Origin of the sequence: Saccharopolyspora sp. ASAGF58 (genome assembly GCF_012277335.1) — a bacterium.
GTDB lineage: Bacteria > Actinomycetota > Actinomycetes > Mycobacteriales > Pseudonocardiaceae > Saccharopolyspora > Saccharopolyspora hattusasensis.
Genome location: NZ_CP040605.1, coordinates 723632 through 743316, shown reverse-complemented (window position 1 = coordinate 743316; position 19685 = coordinate 723632). Strand labels below are relative to the sequence as shown.

The 19685-nt window shown below is 67.3% G+C and carries 18 protein-coding genes; 9 read left to right on the top strand and 9 right to left on the bottom strand.

The genetic code is table 11. The features are described 5' to 3' along the window. Window positions 1–279 precede the first annotated feature (279 nt). Together coaA and FDZ84_RS03155 are read right to left on the bottom strand one after the other, a co-directional pair. A complete protein-coding gene (coaA, locus tag FDZ84_RS03160; RefSeq protein WP_168584637.1) occupies window positions 280–1212 on the bottom strand; it encodes a type I pantothenate kinase in 933 nt (310 codons plus the stop codon). A 323-nt stretch (window positions 1213–1535) separates the two neighbouring features. After that, a complete protein-coding gene (locus FDZ84_RS03155; RefSeq protein WP_168584636.1) occupies window positions 1536–2987 on the bottom strand; it encodes an amino acid permease in 1452 nt (483 codons plus the stop codon). 185 nt (window positions 2988–3172) lie between these two features. Here FDZ84_RS03155 and FDZ84_RS03150 point away from each other — a divergent pair, with 185 nt between their 5' ends. The 5 genes from FDZ84_RS03150 to FDZ84_RS03130 all read left to right on the top strand — a co-directional run bounded on the left by FDZ84_RS03150 (window position 3173) and on the right by FDZ84_RS03130 (window position 11084). Further along, the gene (locus FDZ84_RS03150) at window positions 3173–3391 is read left to right on the top strand and encodes a hypothetical protein (RefSeq protein ID WP_246868761.1); all 219 of its coding nucleotides are present in this window, start codon (window positions 3173–3175) and stop codon (window positions 3389–3391) included. Window positions 3392–3688: 297 nt separating this feature from the next. Then, complete coding sequence (locus FDZ84_RS03145; RefSeq protein ID WP_168584635.1) at window positions 3689–5068, top strand: FAD-binding oxidoreductase; 1380 nt, start codon at window positions 3689–3691, stop codon at window positions 5066–5068. 127 nt (window positions 5069–5195) lie between these two features. Continuing rightward, the gene (locus FDZ84_RS03140) at window positions 5196–6425 is read left to right on the top strand and encodes a cyclopropane-fatty-acyl-phospholipid synthase family protein (protein ID WP_168584634.1); all 1230 of its coding nucleotides are present in this window, start codon (window positions 5196–5198) and stop codon (window positions 6423–6425) included. 185 nt (window positions 6426–6610) lie between these two features. After that, complete coding sequence (locus FDZ84_RS03135; protein WP_168584633.1) at window positions 6611–7093, top strand: VOC family protein; 483 nt, start codon at window positions 6611–6613, stop codon at window positions 7091–7093. A 22-nt stretch (window positions 7094–7115) separates the two neighbouring features. Next, window positions 7116–11084 carry a tetratricopeptide repeat protein gene (locus tag FDZ84_RS03130; RefSeq protein WP_168584632.1) on the top strand — a complete coding sequence of 1323 codons (3969 nt, stop codon included), beginning with the start codon at window positions 7116–7118 and terminating at the stop codon, window positions 11082–11084. 274 nt (window positions 11085–11358) lie between these two features. On the opposite strand, the gene FDZ84_RS03125 is transcribed toward FDZ84_RS03130, so the two are convergent. Continuing rightward, window positions 11359–12771, bottom strand: a complete 1413-nt coding sequence (locus FDZ84_RS03125) for a lipase maturation factor family protein (RefSeq protein WP_168584631.1) — start codon at window positions 12769–12771, stop codon at window positions 11359–11361. 61 nt (window positions 12772–12832) lie between these two features. On the opposite strand from FDZ84_RS03125, the gene FDZ84_RS03120 reads away from it, so the two are divergent. Beyond that, entirely contained in the window at window positions 12833–13657 is an 825-nt protein-coding gene (locus FDZ84_RS03120) for a putative RNA methyltransferase (protein WP_168584630.1), read from the top strand. Between the two features lie 12 nt (window positions 13658–13669). Here the strand turns inward: FDZ84_RS03120 and FDZ84_RS38500 are convergent, their stop codons facing one another. The 3 genes from FDZ84_RS38500 to FDZ84_RS03105 all read right to left on the bottom strand — a co-directional run bounded on the left by FDZ84_RS38500 (window position 13670) and on the right by FDZ84_RS03105 (window position 15093). After that, window positions 13670–13873, bottom strand: coding sequence for a DUF397 domain-containing protein (locus FDZ84_RS38500; RefSeq protein ID WP_246868760.1), 204 nt, complete (start codon window positions 13871–13873; stop codon window positions 13670–13672). Window positions 13874–14259: 386 nt separating this feature from the next. After that, entirely contained in the window at window positions 14260–14535 is a 276-nt protein-coding gene (locus FDZ84_RS03110) for a hypothetical protein (protein ID WP_168584629.1), read from the bottom strand. A gap of 327 nt (window positions 14536–14862) precedes the next feature. Next, window positions 14863–15093, bottom strand: a complete 231-nt coding sequence (locus tag FDZ84_RS03105; protein ID WP_168584628.1) for a cold shock domain-containing protein — start codon at window positions 15091–15093, stop codon at window positions 14863–14865. Between the two features lie 450 nt (window positions 15094–15543). Between FDZ84_RS03105 and FDZ84_RS03100 the strand changes: the two genes are divergently transcribed. Both FDZ84_RS03100 and FDZ84_RS03095 read left to right on the top strand, forming a co-directional pair. Further along, complete coding sequence (locus FDZ84_RS03100) at window positions 15544–15909, top strand: hypothetical protein (protein ID WP_168584627.1); 366 nt, start codon at window positions 15544–15546, stop codon at window positions 15907–15909. Between the two features lie 89 nt (window positions 15910–15998). Further along, window positions 15999–16301, top strand: coding sequence for a hypothetical protein (locus FDZ84_RS03095; RefSeq protein ID WP_210435408.1), 303 nt, complete (start codon window positions 15999–16001; stop codon window positions 16299–16301). A gap of 12 nt (window positions 16302–16313) precedes the next feature. Here FDZ84_RS03095 and FDZ84_RS03090 read toward each other — a convergent pair whose 3' ends face one another. Continuing rightward, window positions 16314–16655 (bottom strand): DUF397 domain-containing protein, encoded by a 342-nt coding sequence (locus FDZ84_RS03090; protein ID WP_168584626.1) that lies wholly within the window; start codon window positions 16653–16655, stop codon window positions 16314–16316. Continuing rightward, window positions 16652–17527 (bottom strand): helix-turn-helix transcriptional regulator, encoded by an 876-nt coding sequence (locus tag FDZ84_RS03085; protein WP_168584625.1) that lies wholly within the window; start codon window positions 17525–17527, stop codon window positions 16652–16654. The genes FDZ84_RS03090 and FDZ84_RS03085 overlap by 4 nt, the downstream gene beginning before the upstream one ends. Before the next feature lie 144 nt (window positions 17528–17671). Here FDZ84_RS03085 and FDZ84_RS03080 point away from each other — a divergent pair, with 144 nt between their 5' ends. Next, entirely contained in the window at window positions 17672–17986 is a 315-nt protein-coding gene (locus tag FDZ84_RS03080) for a hypothetical protein (RefSeq protein WP_168584624.1), read from the top strand. Between the two features lie 222 nt (window positions 17987–18208). Here the strand turns inward: FDZ84_RS03080 and FDZ84_RS03075 are convergent, their stop codons facing one another. Next, on the bottom strand, window positions 18209–19678 hold the full coding sequence (locus FDZ84_RS03075) for an aldehyde dehydrogenase (NADP(+)) (protein WP_168584623.1): 1470 nt from the start codon (window positions 19676–19678) through the stop codon (window positions 18209–18211). Window positions 19679–19685: the final 7 nt, after the last annotated feature.

Below are 19685 nucleotides of genomic sequence, written 5' to 3'. Positions count from 1 at the left end.
CGCCGGATCAGCACCGTCGCCGGGCCACCAGCCGTACGCGGTCCACTCGCCGGCAGGCTGCACCCCGAGACGTTCCTGGCAGTCGTGAGTGCGCAAGCGGGCTCCCACCCGCTTATGCACTCACGACCTGACCGGGGTCACAGGAGGGCGAGGACTGAACCCGTTGCCGTATCCCATCATCGCCGGACTGCCAGATCCACCGCCGATCTCGTGATCGTACCGGCGGCAAAAGCGGTGACCTGGACTTTTCGTTGCGCTATCTGGGATCGGCGTCCGGCGTCAGAGCTTGCGGAGGCGGACCCGGTTGATCGAGTGGTCGATGTCCTTGCGCAGCACCAGGGTTGCGCGGGGGCGGGTCGGGAGGATGTTTTCCACCAGGTTCGGTTCGTTGATCGTGCGCCACAGGTGCTCGGCCTCGGCGCGCGCCTCGTCGTCGGAGAGCTCGGCGAAGTGGTGGAAGTGCGAGTTCGGGTTCGCGAACGCCGTGCTGCGCAGCGTCAGGAAGCGGTCGGTGTACCAGCGGGCGATGTGGTCGGTGTGCGCGTCGACGTAGATCGAGAAGTCGAACAGGTCCGACACGGCCAGGCTCGGCGCGGGCTGCAGCACGTTAAGCCCTTCGATGATCAAGATGTCCGGCTTGCGGACCACGTGCTGCTCGCCGGGCAGGATGTCGTAGGCGACGTGTGAGTAGACCGGCGCGGCCACCTCTGGCGCCCCGGACTTCACCTCGGTGACGAAGCGCAGCAGTGCCCGCCGGTCGTAGCTCTCGGGGAAGCCCTTGCGGTGCATCAGGCCGCGGCGCACCAGCTCGGCCTTCGGGTACAGGAAGCCGTCGGTGGTGACCAGGTCGACCCTCGGGTGGTCGGGCCAGCGGGCCAGCAGCGTGCGCAGGATCCGCGCGGTGGTCGACTTGCCGACCGCGACGCTGCCTGCGATGCCGATCACGAACGGCACCTTCGTGCCGCGGGTCTCCTCGCCCAGGAACGTCGTGGTGGTCTCGTGCAGCCGCTGGCGGGCGGCCACCTGGAGGCTGATCAGCCGCGACAGCGGCAGGTAGACGTCGGCGACTTCGGCGAGGTCAACCGGCTCGCCGAGCCCGCGCAGGGCGACGAGCTCGTCCTCGGTCAGCGGCAGGGGAAGGGAGTCGCGTAGTTCCCGCCACTGCGCGCGGTGCAACTCGACATACGGGCTCAGTTCGCGAACGCGCGTCACAGGCACCCCTCGGCATTGAGGCCCGGTAGGAACTCAGACGCCCCCGGGAGATTTCCGGCGGCGCTGGGAAAAACCCTAGGACGCCGATGCCGTGCGACGCTGTGACCCAGTGCACGCTGAGACGCAGCGAACACCCTTGATCGATCGCGAGTTCTTCCGCTTCGCGGACACCAAATTCCATTTCCAGCAATTTCAATGGAAATCGGACCTTCGATTTCCATTGAAATCGCACTACCGGAACGCCGGAACGCCGGACGTCGTAGGGAGACGACGTCCGGCGTTCCGGGGTCCGGGTTCCCGGTCCTCCGACCGGGGTCAACGGCTCACTTCTGGGGGTCGGTAGACGAGAGCTCGTTGAGCTTCGACTTCCGGTAGCCGTAGGCGAAGTAGATCACCAGGCCGATGGCGAACCAGACGGCGAACCGCAACCACGTCACCGGGTCGAGGAAGGTGACCAGCCAGATCGAGAACACGATCCCGATGATCGGCACGATCGGCATGCCGGGGCACTTGAACCCGCGTGGCAGCTCCGGCCGCTTGTAGCGGAGGACGATGACTGCGGCGCACACGATCACGAACGCCAGCAGGATTCCGATGTTGGTCAGCTCCGCGGCCTCGCCGATCGGCAGCAGACCCGCGATCAGTGCCGAGGCGATGCCGATGAGCCAGGTGAAGCGGCTCGGCACCTTGCGCACCGGGTGGGTCTTGGAGAACCACTTCGGCAGCAGGCCGTCCCGGCTCATCGCGAAGCCCACCCGGGTCACGCCGAGCATGAAAGTAAATAGCACGGTGAGGATGCCCAGGATGGCGCCGACGGCGATGACCGCGCCCAGCACCGGCAGACCGACGTCGGCGAAGGCCGTGGCGAACGCGCTCTCGGCGCTGATCTGCTGGTACGGGATCATGCCGGTCAGCACCAGGCAGGCCAGCACGTAGAGCACCATCGAGATGGCCAGCGAGTACATGATCGCCTTCGGCATGTGCCGCTGGGCGTCCTTGGACTCCTCCGCCGCCGTGCTCATCGCGTCGTAGCCGAACACCGCGAAGAACACCGTTGCCGCACCGGCGAACGCGCCGCTGATGCCGAAGGGGAAGAACGGGTTGTAGTTGCCGGTGTTGATGTGGAACGCGCCGACGACGATCACGACCAGCACCACGGCGACCTTCAGGTACACCAGCAGCGTCTCGAAACGCGCCGCGCTCTTCATGCCCTGGTTGAGGATGAAGGCGATCAGCAGGCACAGCAGCGCCGCGAACAGGTTGATCTTGTAGCTGCCCGCCGGGGCGGCGCCGTCCTCGGTGCCCGGCGCACCCATCATCCACAGCGGCAGATCGATATGCAGGAAGCCGAGCAGCTCGTTGAAGTAACCCGAGATGCCGATGGCGACCACCGCGACGATCGCGGTGTACTCCAGCAGCAGGTCCCAGCCGATCAGCCAGCCGACGACCTCGCCGAGCACCGCGTATCCGTAGGTGTAGGCCGAACCGGCCTTGGGGATCATGCCCGCGAACTCCGCGTAGGAGAACGCCGCGGCCGCGCTGGCGATACCCGCGATCAGGAAGGAGATCAACACCGCGGGTCCGGCTTTTTCGTTGGCGACGGCGCCGGCCAGGGAGAAGATCCCGGCGCCGATGATGCCGCCGACGCCGATCGCGGTGAGCTGCCACAGGCCCAGCGAGCGCTTGAGCCCGGTCTCTCCGTCGTCCTCGACGATCGAGTCGATCGGCTTGCGGCGGAATATCCCCCGCCCTGGGGTCAGGCTTGGTGTGGTCACGGATTCTCCCGAATGCGTTCGTCCTGCGCGAAAGGGTACGTACATCGCGTGATCCGGCCCGGTGGACGTCCCGCGCAACGTCGTCCGTGTCCTGCATCACCGAAGGGATTGCACGTCGCGGCGAAACCTACGCGCCGCCGACGCGTCACTTGGTTGTGGGGTCGGATGAGAGTTTCGAGCCTCGTTTGGTCGAGCGGACAAACGGCTGGTGGACGTCCCGCGGGGCGGAGGCGACGAAGATCGAGACCTTCGCGTCGGTGGCGTGCCCGGCCTCGGTGCTGGTGGAGCGGGAGCTGGCGGCCGCGTTGCGGGGGCACCCGGAGTACCGGCTGATCTCGGTGGGGCCGACCAAGGTGCAGGGCTTCCGCGGCCTGCGCGCCTGGGCGCTGCGTCGTTCGTGGTGAAGTCGCATCGCCTGCCATGAGTCTTTCGGGTTGCTGTTGCCGCCCAGAAGGCTCACGGTCGGCGTGCGGCACCGGCCCGGTGCCGATGTGACCGAAATCCCGCTGCATTTGCATGCGGCAAGCAAGGATCTTTGATAGCGCACCGGTTCTACGTCGATCACCTGGCGTTTTGCGATCCCCGACGACCGTCGCCGACGGTCCCGCCTGGTTGATTTACCCCTTTCACCCGCGTTGCCGCCACGTTCGGTCCACGTAAAACGGGATGCCTGGGGGCTGGACCAGCAATAGAGTCGAGGCATGGCCGATCGGGGAACAGTCGTGGCAGAAAGCCATTCCGACGAAGTATCCGCTCTGGTGGCGCAGTACGGCCGGTTGCCGGCCGGCGCGCCAGTGCGCCTTGCCAAACCGACCTCGAACCTCTTCCGCTTCCGCGCGCCGTCGCAGGGGCCGGGACTGGACGTCGGGCGGTTCAACCGGGTGCTGGAGGTGGATTCCGCCGGCCGCACCGCGCAGGTGCAGGGCATGGCGACCTACGAGAGCATCGTCGACGCGCTGCTGCCGTCCGGGCACATCCCGCTGGTGGTGCCCCAGCTCAAGACGATCACGCTCGGCGGTGCGGTCGCCGGGCTGGGCATCGAATCCACCTCCTTCCGCAGCGGTCTCCCACATGAATCCGTGCGGGAGATGGAGATCCTCACCGGAGCCGGTGAGGTGGTCCGGGCCCGGCCGGACAACGAGCACGCCGAACTCTTCCGGGGATTTCCGAACTCCTACGGCACGCTGGGCTATGCGCTGCGGCTGGAGATCGAGCTGGAGCAGGTCAAGCCGTACGTCCGGTTGCGGCACGCGCGCTTCGGCTCGGCGCGGGAATGCGCCACGGCGATCGCCGAGATCTGCCGCGACCGCAGCTTCGACGGGGAGCCGGTCGACTTCGTCGACGGCACCGTGTTCAGCCCACGCGAGCAGTATCTGACGCTGGGGTCCTATGTGGACGAGGCGCCGTTCACCAGCGACTACACCGGGCAGCAGGTCTACTACCGGTCCATCCAGCAGCGGCAGGTCGACTACCTGGGCATTCACGACTACCTGTGGCGCTGGGACACCGACTGGTTCTGGTGCTCCCGAGCGCTCGGCGCGCAGCACCCGCTGGTCCGCCGCTTCTGGCCGCAGCAGTACCGCCGCTCCGACGTCTACCGCCGGATCGTGGCCTGGGACCGCCGCCACTCGGTCACCGACCGGATCGCGGTGCTGCGCGGCAAGGGCCTCAACGAGCCGGTGATCCAGGACGTGGAGATCCCGGTGGACCGGCTGCCGGAGTTCCTGGAGTTCTTCCACCGCGACATCGGGATCTCCCCGGTCTGGCTGTGCCCGGTGCAACTGCGCGACCGCGAGGGCTGGCCGCTGTACCCGATGGACCCGGACACGCTGTACGTCAACGTCGGTTTCTGGGCCACGGTGCCGCTGAAGCCGGGCGAGGCGCCGGGGCGGCACAACCGGGCCATCGAGCGCGCGGTGACCGAACTCGGCGGGCACAAGTCGCTGTACTCCAACTCCTACTTCGAGGAAGCGGAGTTCTGGCAGCTCTACAACCTCTCCGCCTACCAGCAGTTGAAGGAGAGGTACGACCCGAAGGACCGGCTTCCCGGGCTATACGAGAAATGCGTGGGGGAAAGATGATTTCTACGCAGCTTGAGTCATGGTCACGTCGTTTTTGGCAGGCCGGGCACGTCGCTCGAATGCCCTTCGGGCATAAAAGCAAATCCCACGCAGCCCTCGAACTGAGCGGCAGGAAGGAGATCCGCTGATGGGCTGGGCAGAGGCGTTCACGCGCATCCTCGGAAGCGACGTCTCGGTGGAGGTCCGCGCGTTCGACGGCAGTCGCGCCGGGCGTGCCGGGGCGGATGTGTGCGTAAAAATCCGTTCGCCGCTCGCACTTTCGCATCTCGCCGCCGCGCCGGGCGAGCTCGGCCTGGCGCGCGCCTACGTCACCGGGGCGATCGAGGTGCACGGCGACATGTACACCGCGCTGACCGCGTTCCCCAGCGTGGCGCTCAACGACATCTCGCCGAGCCTGCGGCGCGAACTGGCGGTGAAGCTGGCCGGGTACCGGTTGTGGTGGCCGGTGCGACCGCCGGCGGTGGAACACCGCCCGCGCGGCTGGCGGCACTCGAAGCGCCGCGACAGCAAGTCGGTCTCGTACCACTACGACGTGTCCAACCGGTTCTACGAGTGGGTGCTGGGCCCGTCGATGGCCTACACCTGCGCGGTGTACCCCGAGGCGACGTCCACTTTGGAGGAGGCGCAGTTCACCAAGCACGATCTGGTGGCGCGCAAGCTCGGACTGCAGGAAGGCATGCGGCTGCTGGACGTCGGCTGCGGCTGGGGCGGCATGGTGATGCATGCGGCCGAGCACTACGGGGTGCGCGCACTCGGCGTGACGCTGTCCCGGCAGCAGGCGCAGTGGGCGCAGAAGACCATCGCCGAACGCGGGCTGGCCGACCTCGCCGAGATCCGCCACCTGGACTACCGCGACGTCACCGAGACCGGATTCGACGCGGTCAGCTCGATCGGGCTCACCGAGCACATCGGCCTGGCGCAGCTGCCGGGCTACTTCTCGTTCCTGGCGGGCAAGCTGCGCCCCGGTGGGCGGCTGCTCAACCACTGCATCACCCGGCCGGACGGCAGCCACGGGTCGCGGCCGGGCAAGTTCATCGCCCGCTACGTCTTCCCGGACGGCGAGCTGGAGCCGGTGGGCACGCTCGTGTCGGCGATGAACGACAACGGCTTCGAGGTGCGGCACGACGAGAACCTGCGGGAGCACTACGCGCTGACGCTGGCCGGTTGGTGCCGGAACCTGGAGGAGCACTGGGACGAGGCGGTCGCCGAGGTCGGCTTCGACCGGGCGCGCGTGTGGCGGCTCTACATGGCGGCCTGCCAGCTGGGTTTCGAACGCAACATGGTCCAACTGCACCAGGTCCTCGGCGTCCGCCTGGACGGCACCGACGCCCACTACCCGCTACGTCCGACCTGGTAACCGCTCCATGCCGGTCATCCATGTAGGGCTCGTGAGGACATGGGGTCCGCAAGTTCCATTGAAATCGAAGGTTCGATTTCAATGGAACTTGCGGAGGACGGACTTCGCACCCGCGATGAGTTCTGCCGCGGTGGCCGGTCTACCTGTCTGCGGCCAGCATGATGGCGACGAGACGGGAGACGGGCATGTACGAGATCAAGCAGAAGATCATCACCAACCTCTGGTTCGACACCGCGGCCGAGGAGGCAGCGCGGTACTACGCCGCCATCTTTGACGACTCGCGCGTCGTGCACGTGCAGCGCTACGGCGAGGCGGGGCCGGGCGAGCCGGGAACGGTCATGACCGTGCTGTTCGAGCTGGCCGGGCAGCAGTTCGTGGGCATCAACGGCGGGCCGCATTTCAAGTTCACCGAGGCCATCTCGCTGGAGGTCCTGTGCGACTCGCAGCACGAGGTGGACCGGCTGTGGCAGCAGCTCGGCGAGGGCGGCGAGCCCGGCCCCTGCGGCTGGCTGAAGGACAAGTACGGCCTGTCCTGGCAGATCGTCCCGCGCCGTCTGTACGAACTGATCACCGCTGCGGACGAGGCCAAGGCCCAGCGAGCGATGAAGGCGATGCTGAGCATGGGCAAGCTCGACATCGCCACCCTTGAAGCAGCAGCCGAAGGCTGAGCGCCCCCAGCGTCGGCGACGGGTGACGGCGATCTGCGCGTTCTTCCCCGGGCTGGTGTTCGCTGCTGGCAAACTGCCGCTGGCAGCGAACGCGAGGCGAGGGGTGAGCAAGATTTCCAGGGAAGTGCGCGACATCAGCGACATCGACCTGCTCCGACGCCGCTGCGACTTCGGCGCGGCGCAGCAGGCCGCCGATGCGGCCCTTGCCCGCGGCGACAGCGCCGAACTGCGCATCCTGCGAGGCAGGGTGGCGTTGGGCCGGATCGCCATCCGAACCGCGCTGGTGGATTTCGAGCGCGCGCTCGAACTCGACCCGGCATCCGAACGCGCGCACGCGTGGCGCATCGCCGCGTTGGAGCGCAGCTACCGCTACGCCGCGGCGCTGGAGTTCGCCGAGTCCGCGCTTGAGCGGTTCCCGGAAGGCGTGTTCGTCCGCGTGGCGATCGGGCGCCTGCTCATCGAGATGCAACGGCCCGACGATGCGACGCGCCACCTGGAGAAAGCGCTCGCGATCGCCCCGGATGACGTCAATGCCATCGAATGGCGATGCTTCGCGCTGCACGCGGCAGGCGACCTGAACGCCGCCGTTGCCACTTCGCGCGAAGCGCTGCGCCGATTCCCGGACGAGGCAGATCTCGTGGACCTGCTGGCCTTCCTGGAGGTCGAGGAGCTCCGCTACGAGGCGGCGTTGCGCACCGTGGACCGCGCGCTCGAACTGGACCCTTGGCACGAGCTCGCCCATGAACGCAAGATCTTCCTCTTGCGGCTGCTGGACAGGTTCGAGCAAGCCGAGCAGGCGGCCTCCGAGGCGCTCACCCGGCTGCCGCATTCCCCGGATCTGGTCTGCGAGCACGCACTGGTGGCCAGTCGGCGAGGCCAGGACGAGCTGGCCGTCGAGCGCATCGAGCGGGCCGCCGCTGCGGACCCGGACAACCCGTTCCTCGCCGACTGGTACGCGACGTTGCTCCGGGACGCGAAGCGGCCCGAAGACGCCGAAACCGTGCTTGACGCGGCCCTGGCCGCGAACCCGGAATCTCCCCGGCTGCTGCTTGAACAGGCGTGGCTGCGCGACGCCCAGGGCCGCTTCGACGAGGCGATCGAGCTGGCGCGGACCGCAGCGCGGATTGATCAGTACCTGCCACGAGCCCGCAGCATGGAGGTCATCCTGCTGCGCAGCGCAGGTCGGCCGGAAGACGCCGGGAAAGCGGCCAGGGACGCACTGCGGCAGTTCCCCACCCACCGACCGCTGCGGCTCGGGTTGGTCAACTCGCTCAACGCCCGGGGCCGGACCGATGAGGCATTGCAGGAGTGCGTCCGCTTCCTGGACGACGACCCGTACGACATCGACCTGATTCTCGCCAGGTGCAACCTGCTCAACGGGTTGTACCGCTACGACGAAGAGCTGGCGGCGGCGCAAGAAGCACAGCGCCGGTTCCCGGACGTACCGGCGCTGCGCTACCGGTTAGGGCGAATCCACCGGGCCCGGGCGGACTACGACGCCGCACTTCCGTGGGTGGAACGCACCCTGGAGGTGGCGCCGGGCCACGTCGAGGCGTTGGAGTCCAAGGCCATCGTCCTCCGCCTGACCAGCCGGTTCGACCGAGCCGAACAGGCCGCCCGGGAGGGGCTGCGCGAAGCCCCGCTCGCCCCCGAACTGCATGAGGAACTCTCCCTCGCGCTGTCTTGCCAGGGCCGGTACGACGCTGCGGTCGCTGCGCTGGAAGACGGGCTCGAGGCATGCGGCGAGACTTGGTACCTGCGCCAGGCGCTGATCGCGGAGTACGTCCGCCAGGGCCGCTACGAGGAGGCGTTGCAGGCCACCGATCATGCATTGCGATCGGACACCGGGAACGTGCCGGCCTTGCTGGAACGCTACGACGTCTTGGTGGAGCTGCGCCGGTTCGGCGAGGCCGAGGCCGTCGCCGCCCGAATGGCCGAGGAGTTCGGTGCGGATGAGGACGTCATCCGCACCCTCGGATGGCGGGAGGTTCGCTTCGGCCGCATCGATGCGGCGATCGAGTTCTTCCGTCGCAATTCCAGCAGCGACGATTCGATGCTCGCCTTGCAGGATCACGTTCGGGCGCTGCGCATCGCCGATCGTTACGACGAAGCCGTCGCGTTGCTGCGCGGGGAGCTGGCGCAGGACCCGGATTCGCGATTCCTCCTGGTGGAACTGAGCCGGACGTTCCGGCAAGCCGGTCGGTTCGAGGACGCCTTGCGGCTGGCGCGCCGGGCGAAGCGGGCGGAGCCGCATTCCCGGGTGGCGATGTGGGACGAGATCATCGCATTGCGGCGGATGCGCCTGGCCGCGGAGGCCGAGGAAGCCACGCTGGCCGCGATCGAGCGGTTCCCCCACGACCTGGACTTCTTGCGTCTGCTGGGCGAGATCTACGTCGACACCTACCGCCTCGATCAGGCGCTGTCCTGTGTGGCCAAGATTCTGGCGATCAGGCCGCTCAGCCTGAACGCCGTTGTGCTGAAGACCGGTGTGCTGCGCAAGCAGCGCAGGTATCGCGAAGCGGAGCACGTCGTGCGCGGTTACCTGCGGCGATTCCCGGGTGATCGGTCGCTGCTGGTCGAGCTGGGCTGGATCGAGCTCGCGCAGCAGCGGTTCACCGAGGCGGAGAAGCACTTCTCGGCACTGCTCGACGACGCGTTCGGACCGGACGAGCGAGGCGACGCGCTCGTGGGCCTGGGCCGGGTGGCGTTGCGCGGCAACGACATCCAGAAGGCGCAACGGCATTTCCGGGCCGCACTGGAGATCGACCCGCGCGACGACGAAACCCGGCTCTCGCTGGCCGCCGCGTTGCTGCGCGACGTCGGAACAGCGCAGCACGACGAGGTGGAACGGCTGTGCCTGGGCGTCATCGAAGACGACCCGTGCGACGACGAGGCGCATGCGCTGCTGGGCGTGCTGAACTTCCGGCGCGGCAACCACGCCGCAGCCGAGCACCACCTGCGCACCGCCACCGAACTCGACCCCTACGCCGGCGCCCACGTCGACCTCGCCGCGCTGTACAGCCAGCTCGGGCGTTTCGACGAGGCCGAGAAGCTGCTTGACCAGGCCGTCGAACGGGACTGGTACGACGTGCAGGCGCACGTCGAGCTGGGCAACGTCTACCTCCAGCGGGACGTCGACGGCGGGGAGCCGGGGGAGTGGGCCGGGCGGGCGACGCAGCAGTTCCGCCAGGCGACCGTGCTCGATCCGGGCAACGGGACGGCCGCGATCGGCCTGGCGCGCTCGGTGGTGCGGTCCGCCGGGGACCTGGTGAGCGCGGAGGAGCCGCTGCGCTACGTGCTCGACCGGTCCGACTGCGACCTGCCGAAGTGGCGCCTGCAGGTCGAGTTGGCCCGGCTGCTGGTCCAGCGCGGCGACGCGACCGGCAGCGAGGACCTCTACCTGGAGGCGCTGGCGGTCGCCCGGGAAGCGATCGGTTCGGCCTCGGACCAGGCCGAACCGTACTTCGTGGCCGGTGTCGCGGCGTACAAGATCGGGGAGAGCGGCGACGTGCAGCTCTCGTCGCTGCACTTCCGCCGGGCGATGCGCTATCTGCGCCGGGTGGAGAAGTTCGACAGCCGGCACTCCGAGGCGCACCGGGTCCGGGTGCTCGCGCAGCAGCGCATCCGGCGGGCCCGCTCCAGCGTCGTCGGCAGCACCGCGCTGATCACCGTGTCGCTGGTGATGCTGGCGTTGATGTGGGGCGCGTTCTTCCTGCGGTACCAGGTGCCGACCGTGCTGCTCGGCACCTTGACGCCGGTGCTCGTGGCGATGGTGGCGATCGGTTTCCTGCTGCCGCTGCTGGTCCGGCTGAAGCTGCCGGGCGGTCTGGAGGCCGATCTTTCCGCGAGCCTGCACCAGGTTTCCTCCGGGCCGACCGGTGAGGTCACCCTCGGCGCCGGGCGTTACGGGGGTCGGCGCAACGAGCAGGCGCGCTCCCGCCCGGCATCGCTCAGCGAAGGTCCGCGCGGGGAGCTCTCCGGCCGTAGCTGACTAAGAGGGCGCGCAGGATGGGATCGCCCCGCGCCGCGATTTTGGTGGGGCGACGGAGCGAACGGACAGTTCGCGCAAACGCCCGTCCGGCCGCGCGCGTAGCAACGCCCGGTAAGGCCGACAGATCCGTTCCAGGACAGGCAAGCCGTCAGTCCGTTCGAGGGTCAGACCCACCAGCGGCGTCACTACACACATCATCACTGTCCGTTCGCGCCAACCAGCGACCCCGTGAGGAGGGGGACCGCGGCGATACTCACGCCAATCCGCACAGCCGCTACACCAGGTCCTCCAGCGTCAGGGGCGGGATGAAGTCGCCGACGCGACTGCGGATCCAGAATGCGCCGGTCTCGCGGCGTTCGGCGCGGGTCGCGAAGCGGTAGCGGTACAGGTGCGCCCGCACGAACATCGGCGGCGACTCCGGGAACGGGTTGCGGCGCAGCAGGCGCAGCACGTGTTCTTCGTTGCGCAGCAACGCTGCCACCAGGTTCGGGAGCCACGTCCGGCCGTAGCTGGGGGAGATCGCCAGGAACCACATCAGCCAGTCCAGGCGGAGGTGGTAGGGCGCGACCTGCGGCGGACGCCGCCCCGGGTCGCCGGGCTTGCCCTTGAACTCGTACTCCAGCCAGGCGCCGTCCGCGTCGGCCGCGCCCTCGATGATCACCTCGTAGCGGGTTCGCGTGACGCTGCCGAAGGCGCCGTAGGTGTTGCCCAGGTGCAGCCGGTTGAAGCTGCGGTTCATCACCTGCCGCCGCCCCAGCATGTTCCGCACCGGCCAGTAGCTGAGCACCATGAAACCCACCGTCACGGCGAGCACCGCGGCCACGAACCACGGCGGCGGGGCGGTCAGCGGCGGCGGGGCGGGCGTCACCCAGCGCAGCAGCCACGAGCCCATCGCCGAGAACGCCAGCGTGATGGTCAACCAGTTCAGCCACGCGAAGTTGCCGCTCAGCATCAGCCAGCCCTGCGTCACCACGACGATCAGCGCGGCCACCGTGGCGGCGGGCTGCGGGGCGAACAGGATGAACGGCACCACCAGCTGCGTGCCGTGGTTGGCCATGACTTCGACCTTGTGCAGCGGGCGCGGCAACCAGTGGAACCAGCGGCTGAACGGGCCGGGCATCGGCTGGGTCTCGTGGTGGTAGTACAGCGCGGTGAAGTCCCGCCAGCAGGAGTCGCCGCGCAGCTTGATCAGCCCGGCGCCGAACTCGACGCGGAACAGCAGCCAGGTGAGCAGCCACAGCACCGGTGCGGGCGGGGCGACCGATCCGGGGCCGAGGAAGATCGCCAGGAATCCCGCTTCCAGCAGCAGCGATTCCCAGCCGAACGAGTACCAGACCTGCCCGACGTTGACGATGGACAGGTACAGCAGCCACAACACCAGCCACAGCGCGATCCACGCCCACAACGGCGCGAGGTCAACGACCAGCGCCAACAGGCTCCCGACGACCCCGACCCAGCAGACGCCCGCGTAGAACCGGTCGGAGTAGTGCAGGTGGAACAGGCTCGGCGAGCCGCGAAACGGGACCCGGGCCAGGAACCGGGGGATCGGCGTCAGGCCGCGTTCGCCCAGCAAGCCCCGGAACTGGCGCAGCGCGCTGGTGAAACCAAGCAGGTATCCGACCGCGATCAGGTGCTGCACCGCGAACCGCGCGGCCCAGTAGTCGGGTGCCGAAACCCAGTCCCCCATCCTCCCCACCCCTGCCGGTGGACGGCTCCTAGAATCGCGTACCGACGGTGTGGAGGCGAGCTTGCTGGACGACGTGGTGGTGCTGCTGGCCTGTCCGCACTGCGGTGCGGACCTCGACCGGGCCGGGAACAGCCTGCGCTGCCCGGCCAACCACGTGTTCGACATAGCCCGCCAGGGCTACGTGAGTCTGCTGTCCGGCGGCACGAAGGTCGTCGGTGACACGGCGGCGATGGTCGCGGCGCGCGCGGAGTTCCTCGAAGCCGGCCATTACGCCCCGATCGCCGAAGCGGTCGCGACGGCGGTGTCCTCGCTTGCTGGCTGCATCGTGGATGTCGGCGCCGGCACCGGTTATTACCTGGCCCGGGCCCTGGGCGGATCTGACCGGGTCGGGGTCGCGCTGGACGTCTCCAAGTACGCCTGCCGCCGCGCGGCGAAGGCGCATCCGCGCCTGGGAGCGGTGGTGGCCGACGCGTGGCAGGCGCTGCCGGTGCGCAGCGGTGCGGCAGCGGCGGTGCTGAACGTCTTCGCGCCGCGCAACGCCGCGGAGATGCACCGGGTGCTGCGTCCGGGCGGCGAACTGGTGGTTGTCGTCCCGAACTCGGGCCACCTCGCGGAGCTGGTGTCCGCCCTCGGATTGCTGAACGTGGACGAGCGCAAGCAAGAGCGGCTCACCGAACAACTGGCCGACCACTTCGACCTGGTCTCACAGGAGACCCGCGAGTTCGGGTTATCGCTGAGTCCGGAGGAGGCGGTGTCGGTGGTGGCGATGGGCCCCAGCGCCTGGCACGCCGACCCGGAAGACCTCCGGGCCCGAATCGCCGACCTGCCGAAGCCCCTCACCCTGACCGCATCTGTCACGGTCGCCCGCTACGCCCGCCGAGGCTGAGCCCGGCGCTGTTCAGCGGTCGAATCGATCCGCCTTGAGGCCGCTGAGAAACCCGTCCCAAGCATCGGCGCCGAACAACAGCGCCGGACCACTCGGATCCTTCGAGTCCCGAACCCCGGTCAAGGACTTGGCGCCGATAGAAACCAACGTCTGCTGGTCCGCGGCGTCGGCGAGCTCGTCGACGCGTCGTGAGTGATGCGAGTGAGTGAAGGGCACCTTCGACCGGCAGATCAATCTTGTAGCGGTTCGCGATCGCCAGGACGTAGATCAAGATGTCCGCAAGTTCTTCATTGACCGTGCCGGTCACCGACTGGTGGTCGATCGGAACTTGGCCTGCTTGCGGATGGCCTTGAACAGCTCGCCCACTTCTTCGCCGAGTTTGAGGCCCTGCTCCAGAACGGTGCTGTCAGCGAACCTACGCTCCCCAAATGGGCATCCGCGATTTGCTTGACAGCAGCCCCGATCCCTGTAAAAGCAGAATCGAATAGTGGGAACGCAACGAGTCCCGCGCCGATCCGATGTACCGAATCGGCGCGGGGCCCTGTGCTGTCCGACTGGCAGCCCTTCTACCGCGCCCCTTCGATCTAATCGTTAGGGCGAAATCAGCCGGCGTGATCAACCGTCAGGACACTCGAAAATGGCGCAGACGACGCACTGCTGGGGGTTGTGACACTCGCAGGTTCATCGAGGTACGTGATCTCCAGGTTGCTGGAGAATTTCGACCCCTGCTCGTCCTCCACGAGCGTCCGGGGAATGTTGTTAATCGAATATCGGAATTCGAGCTTTAGATTGGCAATACCGGGTCGGCCGCCGACATTCACATTGAAACGACAGTTGCCCCACATGTCGTAGGGAGTGCCCAGGTAGCTGCCCGTCACGGTCGAGTGCCAAAGGTAGGTAACCGGCACGCTCGGGTGGCGGTCGTGATACGGAGGTATGGGCTGGACGAGCCCAGCGCTACAGTCCATTGGCGACGTTGCGATCGCTTCGATGTGCGGTGCAAGATCCCAGGACCATGCCATCGGCACGCCAGGGGCGGAAAAGTTTACTTGCCCGGTAAACCTGCCGTTGTTGTCCGTCGCATCAAAAGCTGGATAGTTCAGGAAAAGTCGTGATAATATGCGGCTTGAGCAGTACCAGTAAGGCCGACAAACGACAGTGTGGTAGCGACTAGAACGCCAAGCGAAGAGAAAACCTTTCGCAAATCAAGGCTCTTTTCTGATCCAGGTAGCACGCCAATGGTAGCCATCTTGATCTGCGGGCTCAGCCTTGATTTTCACTCGATCGCCAATGGCAAGTGAGCGAAACCCTGAAGCCTCTATGTGTGAATAATGGCCCCAGATTTTGCTGCTTTGACCTTGCACGCCGACAACCCCCCAGCCATCATTGACGTGCCAGATTTCTACATGTCCATTGTATTCAACGCCAGACTCCATGTCGAAATACTAGCACGATATCGCGTTTAGTGCCTCCTTTTTCTAGACTGCGCCAAAGGGGTCGATCTTTCCACGGCTTTACAGGGAAATGCAATACTAGAACATCTGGCAAAGGTCATATCACCCTTTTGGGTGACAACGAAAGTGGTATAGGAAAGCTAGAGTCAGGTATTAACATGAGTGTTGGACAGGTTCAGTTGTCCTCGAAGTACATAGACAGCTGGTACGGCTCGCGACCCGCTCAAGTTTGAGGCGGTTCGACCACGAACGCGTCGGCCTGTTCCTTGTTGTCCTGCCCACCGGGGCGGTGACCTACTGTTCGACGACCGGCCCATCATGTCGGCGATGATGGGCTTCAAGACGGTCGCCTCGGCATGCGGGTTGGCACCGCCGGCGCTTTCCAGCCAGGCGGCGATGCCGAGGGCCAGGTCGGTTCAGGCGGTGGCGTCCATGACGGCGTTGGTCATGTTCTCGGCGGCCTGGAGCGGGCGCTGTCGGCGGCGTTGGGTCCGTGGCGGCCGCCGCTGGCAGTGCATGATCCGGGCAAGATCGTGGCCGATCTCGCGATCGCGGTCCGCGCTGGGCGGGGACTACGCGTCCGACATCGCCGTCGTGCGCACTCAGCCGGAGGTCTTCGGGGCGGTGATCTCGGATCCGACCGTGTCGCGACTGATCGACAGGCTGGCCAAGGGTGCCGATCGGGCGCTGCATGCGATCCGCGGTGCCCATGCTGCCGCGCGGGCGCGGGTGTGGGACCGGGCGGGCACCCCGCGGCAGACGGGAACTGGTAGTGCTGGGATCTGGACGGCACCCTGATCGCCGCTCATTCGGAGAAAGAATGGGTAGCCAAGACCTGGAAGAAAGGCTTCTGGTTTCACCCGCTGTCGCCTACGCCGATCATGGTGATGGCGGCACCGGGGAAGCCGGTCGTCGGTTTGCTGCGTCAGGGGTACGTGAGTCTGCTGTCCGGTGGCACGAAGGTCGTCGGTGACACGGCGGCGATGGTCGCGGCGCGCGCGGAGTTCCTCGAAGCCGGCCATTACGCCCCGATCACCGAAGCGGTCGCGACGGCGGTGTCGGTGGTGGCGATGGGCCCCAGCGCCTGGCACGCCGACCCGGAAGACCTCCGGGCCCGAATCGCCGACCTGCCGAAGCCTCTCACCCCGACCGCATCTGTCACGGTCGCCCGCTACGCCCGCCGAGGCTGAGCCCGGCGCTGTTCAGCGGTCGAATCGATCCGCCTTGAGGCCGCTGAGAAACCCGTCCCAAGCATCGGCGCCGAACAACAGCGCCGGACCACTCGGATCCTTCGAGTCCCGAACCCCGGTCACCAAGGCCCCAAGCCCAACCTCAACGCACTGCCCACCACCATGTCCACTTCGACTGCTCTTCCGCCAGATCATGCCGACCTCGACGCATGCTCCGCCGTTGGGGCCGCTGTAGCTGCTCTTGCGCCAGCTCACGCCGACTTCGACGCATGCTCCGCCACCTGAACCGCTCCGGCTGCTCCGACGCCAGGCCACGTTGGCTAACTCAGAGGCATCGGCGACATGGGTGTTCATGCTGTGTCCTCCACTAGCTCGGCTAGGAACTTCGTAGATTCTGCGGGTGATAGCGCTCTTTGTTCAAGCTGCGCGAACTCCTCATGGAATCCGGCGATCTCGTGGGGCTCTTCGAGGTACAGGCCGCCCTTCTGGTTCTCGACGTAGACGACTCCGGGATCGTCCGGTCTCGGAAAACCAAGCCACTGAAATGACCCCAGTTGGCCCCGATGCGGCCCTGCTTCGAACGGGATGACTTGCAACGTGACCTGCCGGTGACTGCTGACCGTAACGAGGAACTCCAGTTGCTCGCGCATCACCTGCGTACTTCCGACCCGGCGTTGCAGAGCGGCCTCGTCAACGATCGCATGGAGTTTCAACGGGTATTCCGCTCGATCAAGCGCCGTCTGCCGGTGCAACCGAAGTTCCGTCTGCTCGCCAAAATGGCGCTCAGTGGCCGTTAGGCCATCCCGAATCACCGCCGCCGCGTACGACCTCGTCTGAAGCAGACCTGGCACGTATCCCAGATCCCACTCGTGGATCTCGCTGGCTCCCCATTCGAGTCCGATGTAGAGGGAGAACCACTCCGGGATCGCACGGTTGCCGTCCCACCAGCCCTTTTCCTTGGCGGTGTCGGCCAGTTGCAGGTACCAGTCGACGCGTTCCGACGGCACGCCGAGGAACGGGAGCATGACCTCCAGATCCGGGCCGCTGACGGCGTTCCGCATGCTCTCGATATGCGCGATCTTCGCGTGGTTGCACCGAAGGCGCTTGGCAACGTCGGACTGCTTGAGGCCGGCGGCCTCGCGCAGTCGCTTGATTTCCTGCGCCAGCCATCGACGACCCACGGTCGGGCTGATCGTCTGCGGGCTCGGCGCCTCGGCGTCGTTCACGGTCACCCCTTCAGGTCTGAGCGGTCGCTACCACCCAAACGAGGCCTTGTCGTGTCAAGTTTACTGCGTCAAATTGACTACTGTCACTCTCGGCGCGGACAACACTACTTTTCGCAACTGTCACCACTGTCACGGGGAGGCTCCATGCGCTGTGCGATTGCCCTTTACCAGGTCGTTCGCCCCGAATCGATCGGCTCGTACGACAGGCTGCTGCTCGTCGAGCCACTGCTCGGGGACGAATCGCTGGACGTGTGGCAGGGATGCCTGCACGACTGGGCGCTGGCGAAGCTCCGTCGAGGCGATCACAGCTTCGGGATGTACCTCGCCGCCGTCGTCCCGGTCGACGACCACGGGCAGCCGGACGAGGAAATGCTCTACGACCTCATCGAGCAGGACTTGGCGCCGATCGAAACCAACGTCTGCTGGTCCGGCGTCGGCGAGCTCGTCGAAGCGTCGTGAGTGACGCGAAGTGAGTGAAGGGCACCTTCGACCGGCATAGTCCTTCGGTCAAAGGTGCCCTTCACTCGTCGCCTGAAAGCGCGGGTTAAGGCGCGCGGGCTGGGCCTTGCCCTGGGGCGATTTCGCGCGAAATCGGCACTTGTTGTGCGTGCGGGGCGGCGATTTCGCGCGAAATCGCCGCCCCGCACGCTCCAGGTGACGTGCCCCGTTATGCGCGACCAGTTACCTGGGTTCGTGAACGGTTTGCGGGATGCCCCACGGGTTTTCGTCGCGTAGCGCCTCGGGGAGGAGATGCTGCGGGACGTTCTGGTACGTCACCGGGCGCAGGAAGCGGTCGATCGACGCCGTGCCCACCGACGTGAAGCGGGCATCCGTCGTCGCCGGGTACGGTCCGCCGTGCTGCATCGCCGGGGACACCGCGACACCGGTCGGCCAGCCGTTGAACAGCACTCGGCCCGCGCGCTTGCGCAAGCGGCTCACCAGGGTTCCCGCGAACTCCGTGTCGTCGTCCTCCGCGTGCAGCGTTGCGGTGAGGTTGCCCTCGAACGCCTCGGCCGCGCGCCGGGCCTCGTCCTCGGAGGAGTAAGTGACCACGATGGACAGTGGTCCGAAGACTTCCTCCAGCAGTTCCCGGCGGTTCGCCAGCAGCGTGTCGACGTCGGTGGCCAGCAGCGTCGGCACCGCGCCGTCGTCGACGCTGCCCTCCGCCAGCGCCCGCACGCCCGCCACCTCGGTGACGGCGGCACGCCGCCCGCAGTAGCCGTCGTGCAGGCGCTCGTTGAGCAGCTTGTGCGCCGCGACGGCCTTCGACTCCGCCGCGAGCACCTCGTCCAGGCCGTGGTCAGCAGGCAGGAACAGCAGCCCCGGCTTGGTGCAAAGCTGCCCGGCGTTGCCCGAGTACGACGCCACGTAGCCCTTGGCGATCTCCTCGCCGCGGGCGCGCGCCGCGCTGGGCGTTACGAAGACCGGGTTCAGGCTGCCGAGCTCGCCGAAGAACGGGATCGGCGTGGGCCGCGAGTTGGCGATGTCGAACAGGGCACGACCCGCCGGGACCGAGCCGGTGAACGCCGCCGCCTTGATCCGCGGGTCCTGCAACGCAGCGGTGCCGACCTCGAAGCCCAGCACGACGTGGAAAGCCCCGTCCGGGGCACCGGATTCGGCCAGCGCCTGCACGATGATCTCGCCCGTGCGCACCGAAAGCCGTGGGTGCCCGGGGTGGCCCTTGAGCACCACCGGGCAGCCCGCCGCGAGCGCCGAGGCGGTGTCGCCGCCGGCGACGGAGAATGCGAACGGGAAGTTGCTCGCCGCGAACACCAGCACCGGGCCGATCGGCTGCAGGATCCGGCGCAGGTCCGGCTTGGCGCCCAACGGGAATGCGGCGTCCGCGCGGTCCAGGGTGGCCTGCAGGTAGCTGCCCTCGTCGAGGACCTCGGCGAACAGCCGCAGCTGGAAGGTGGTGCGCTTGAGCTCGCCGGTCAACCGCCCTTCGGACAGGTTGGACTCGGCCATCGCCAGCGGCACCAGCTCGCCGCTGGCGGCGTCAAGCGCGTCGGCGACGGCGACGAGCTGGCGGGCGCGGGCGGCGGGCGACTGCGCGCCGAAGGGCTCGGCGGCGTCGGCGGCCCGCTGCAGTACGGTGTCGAGTTCGGCTTGGGTGGTGTCCGGAATCCGGGTCGCGGTCAACGTGCCCATCCTTTGC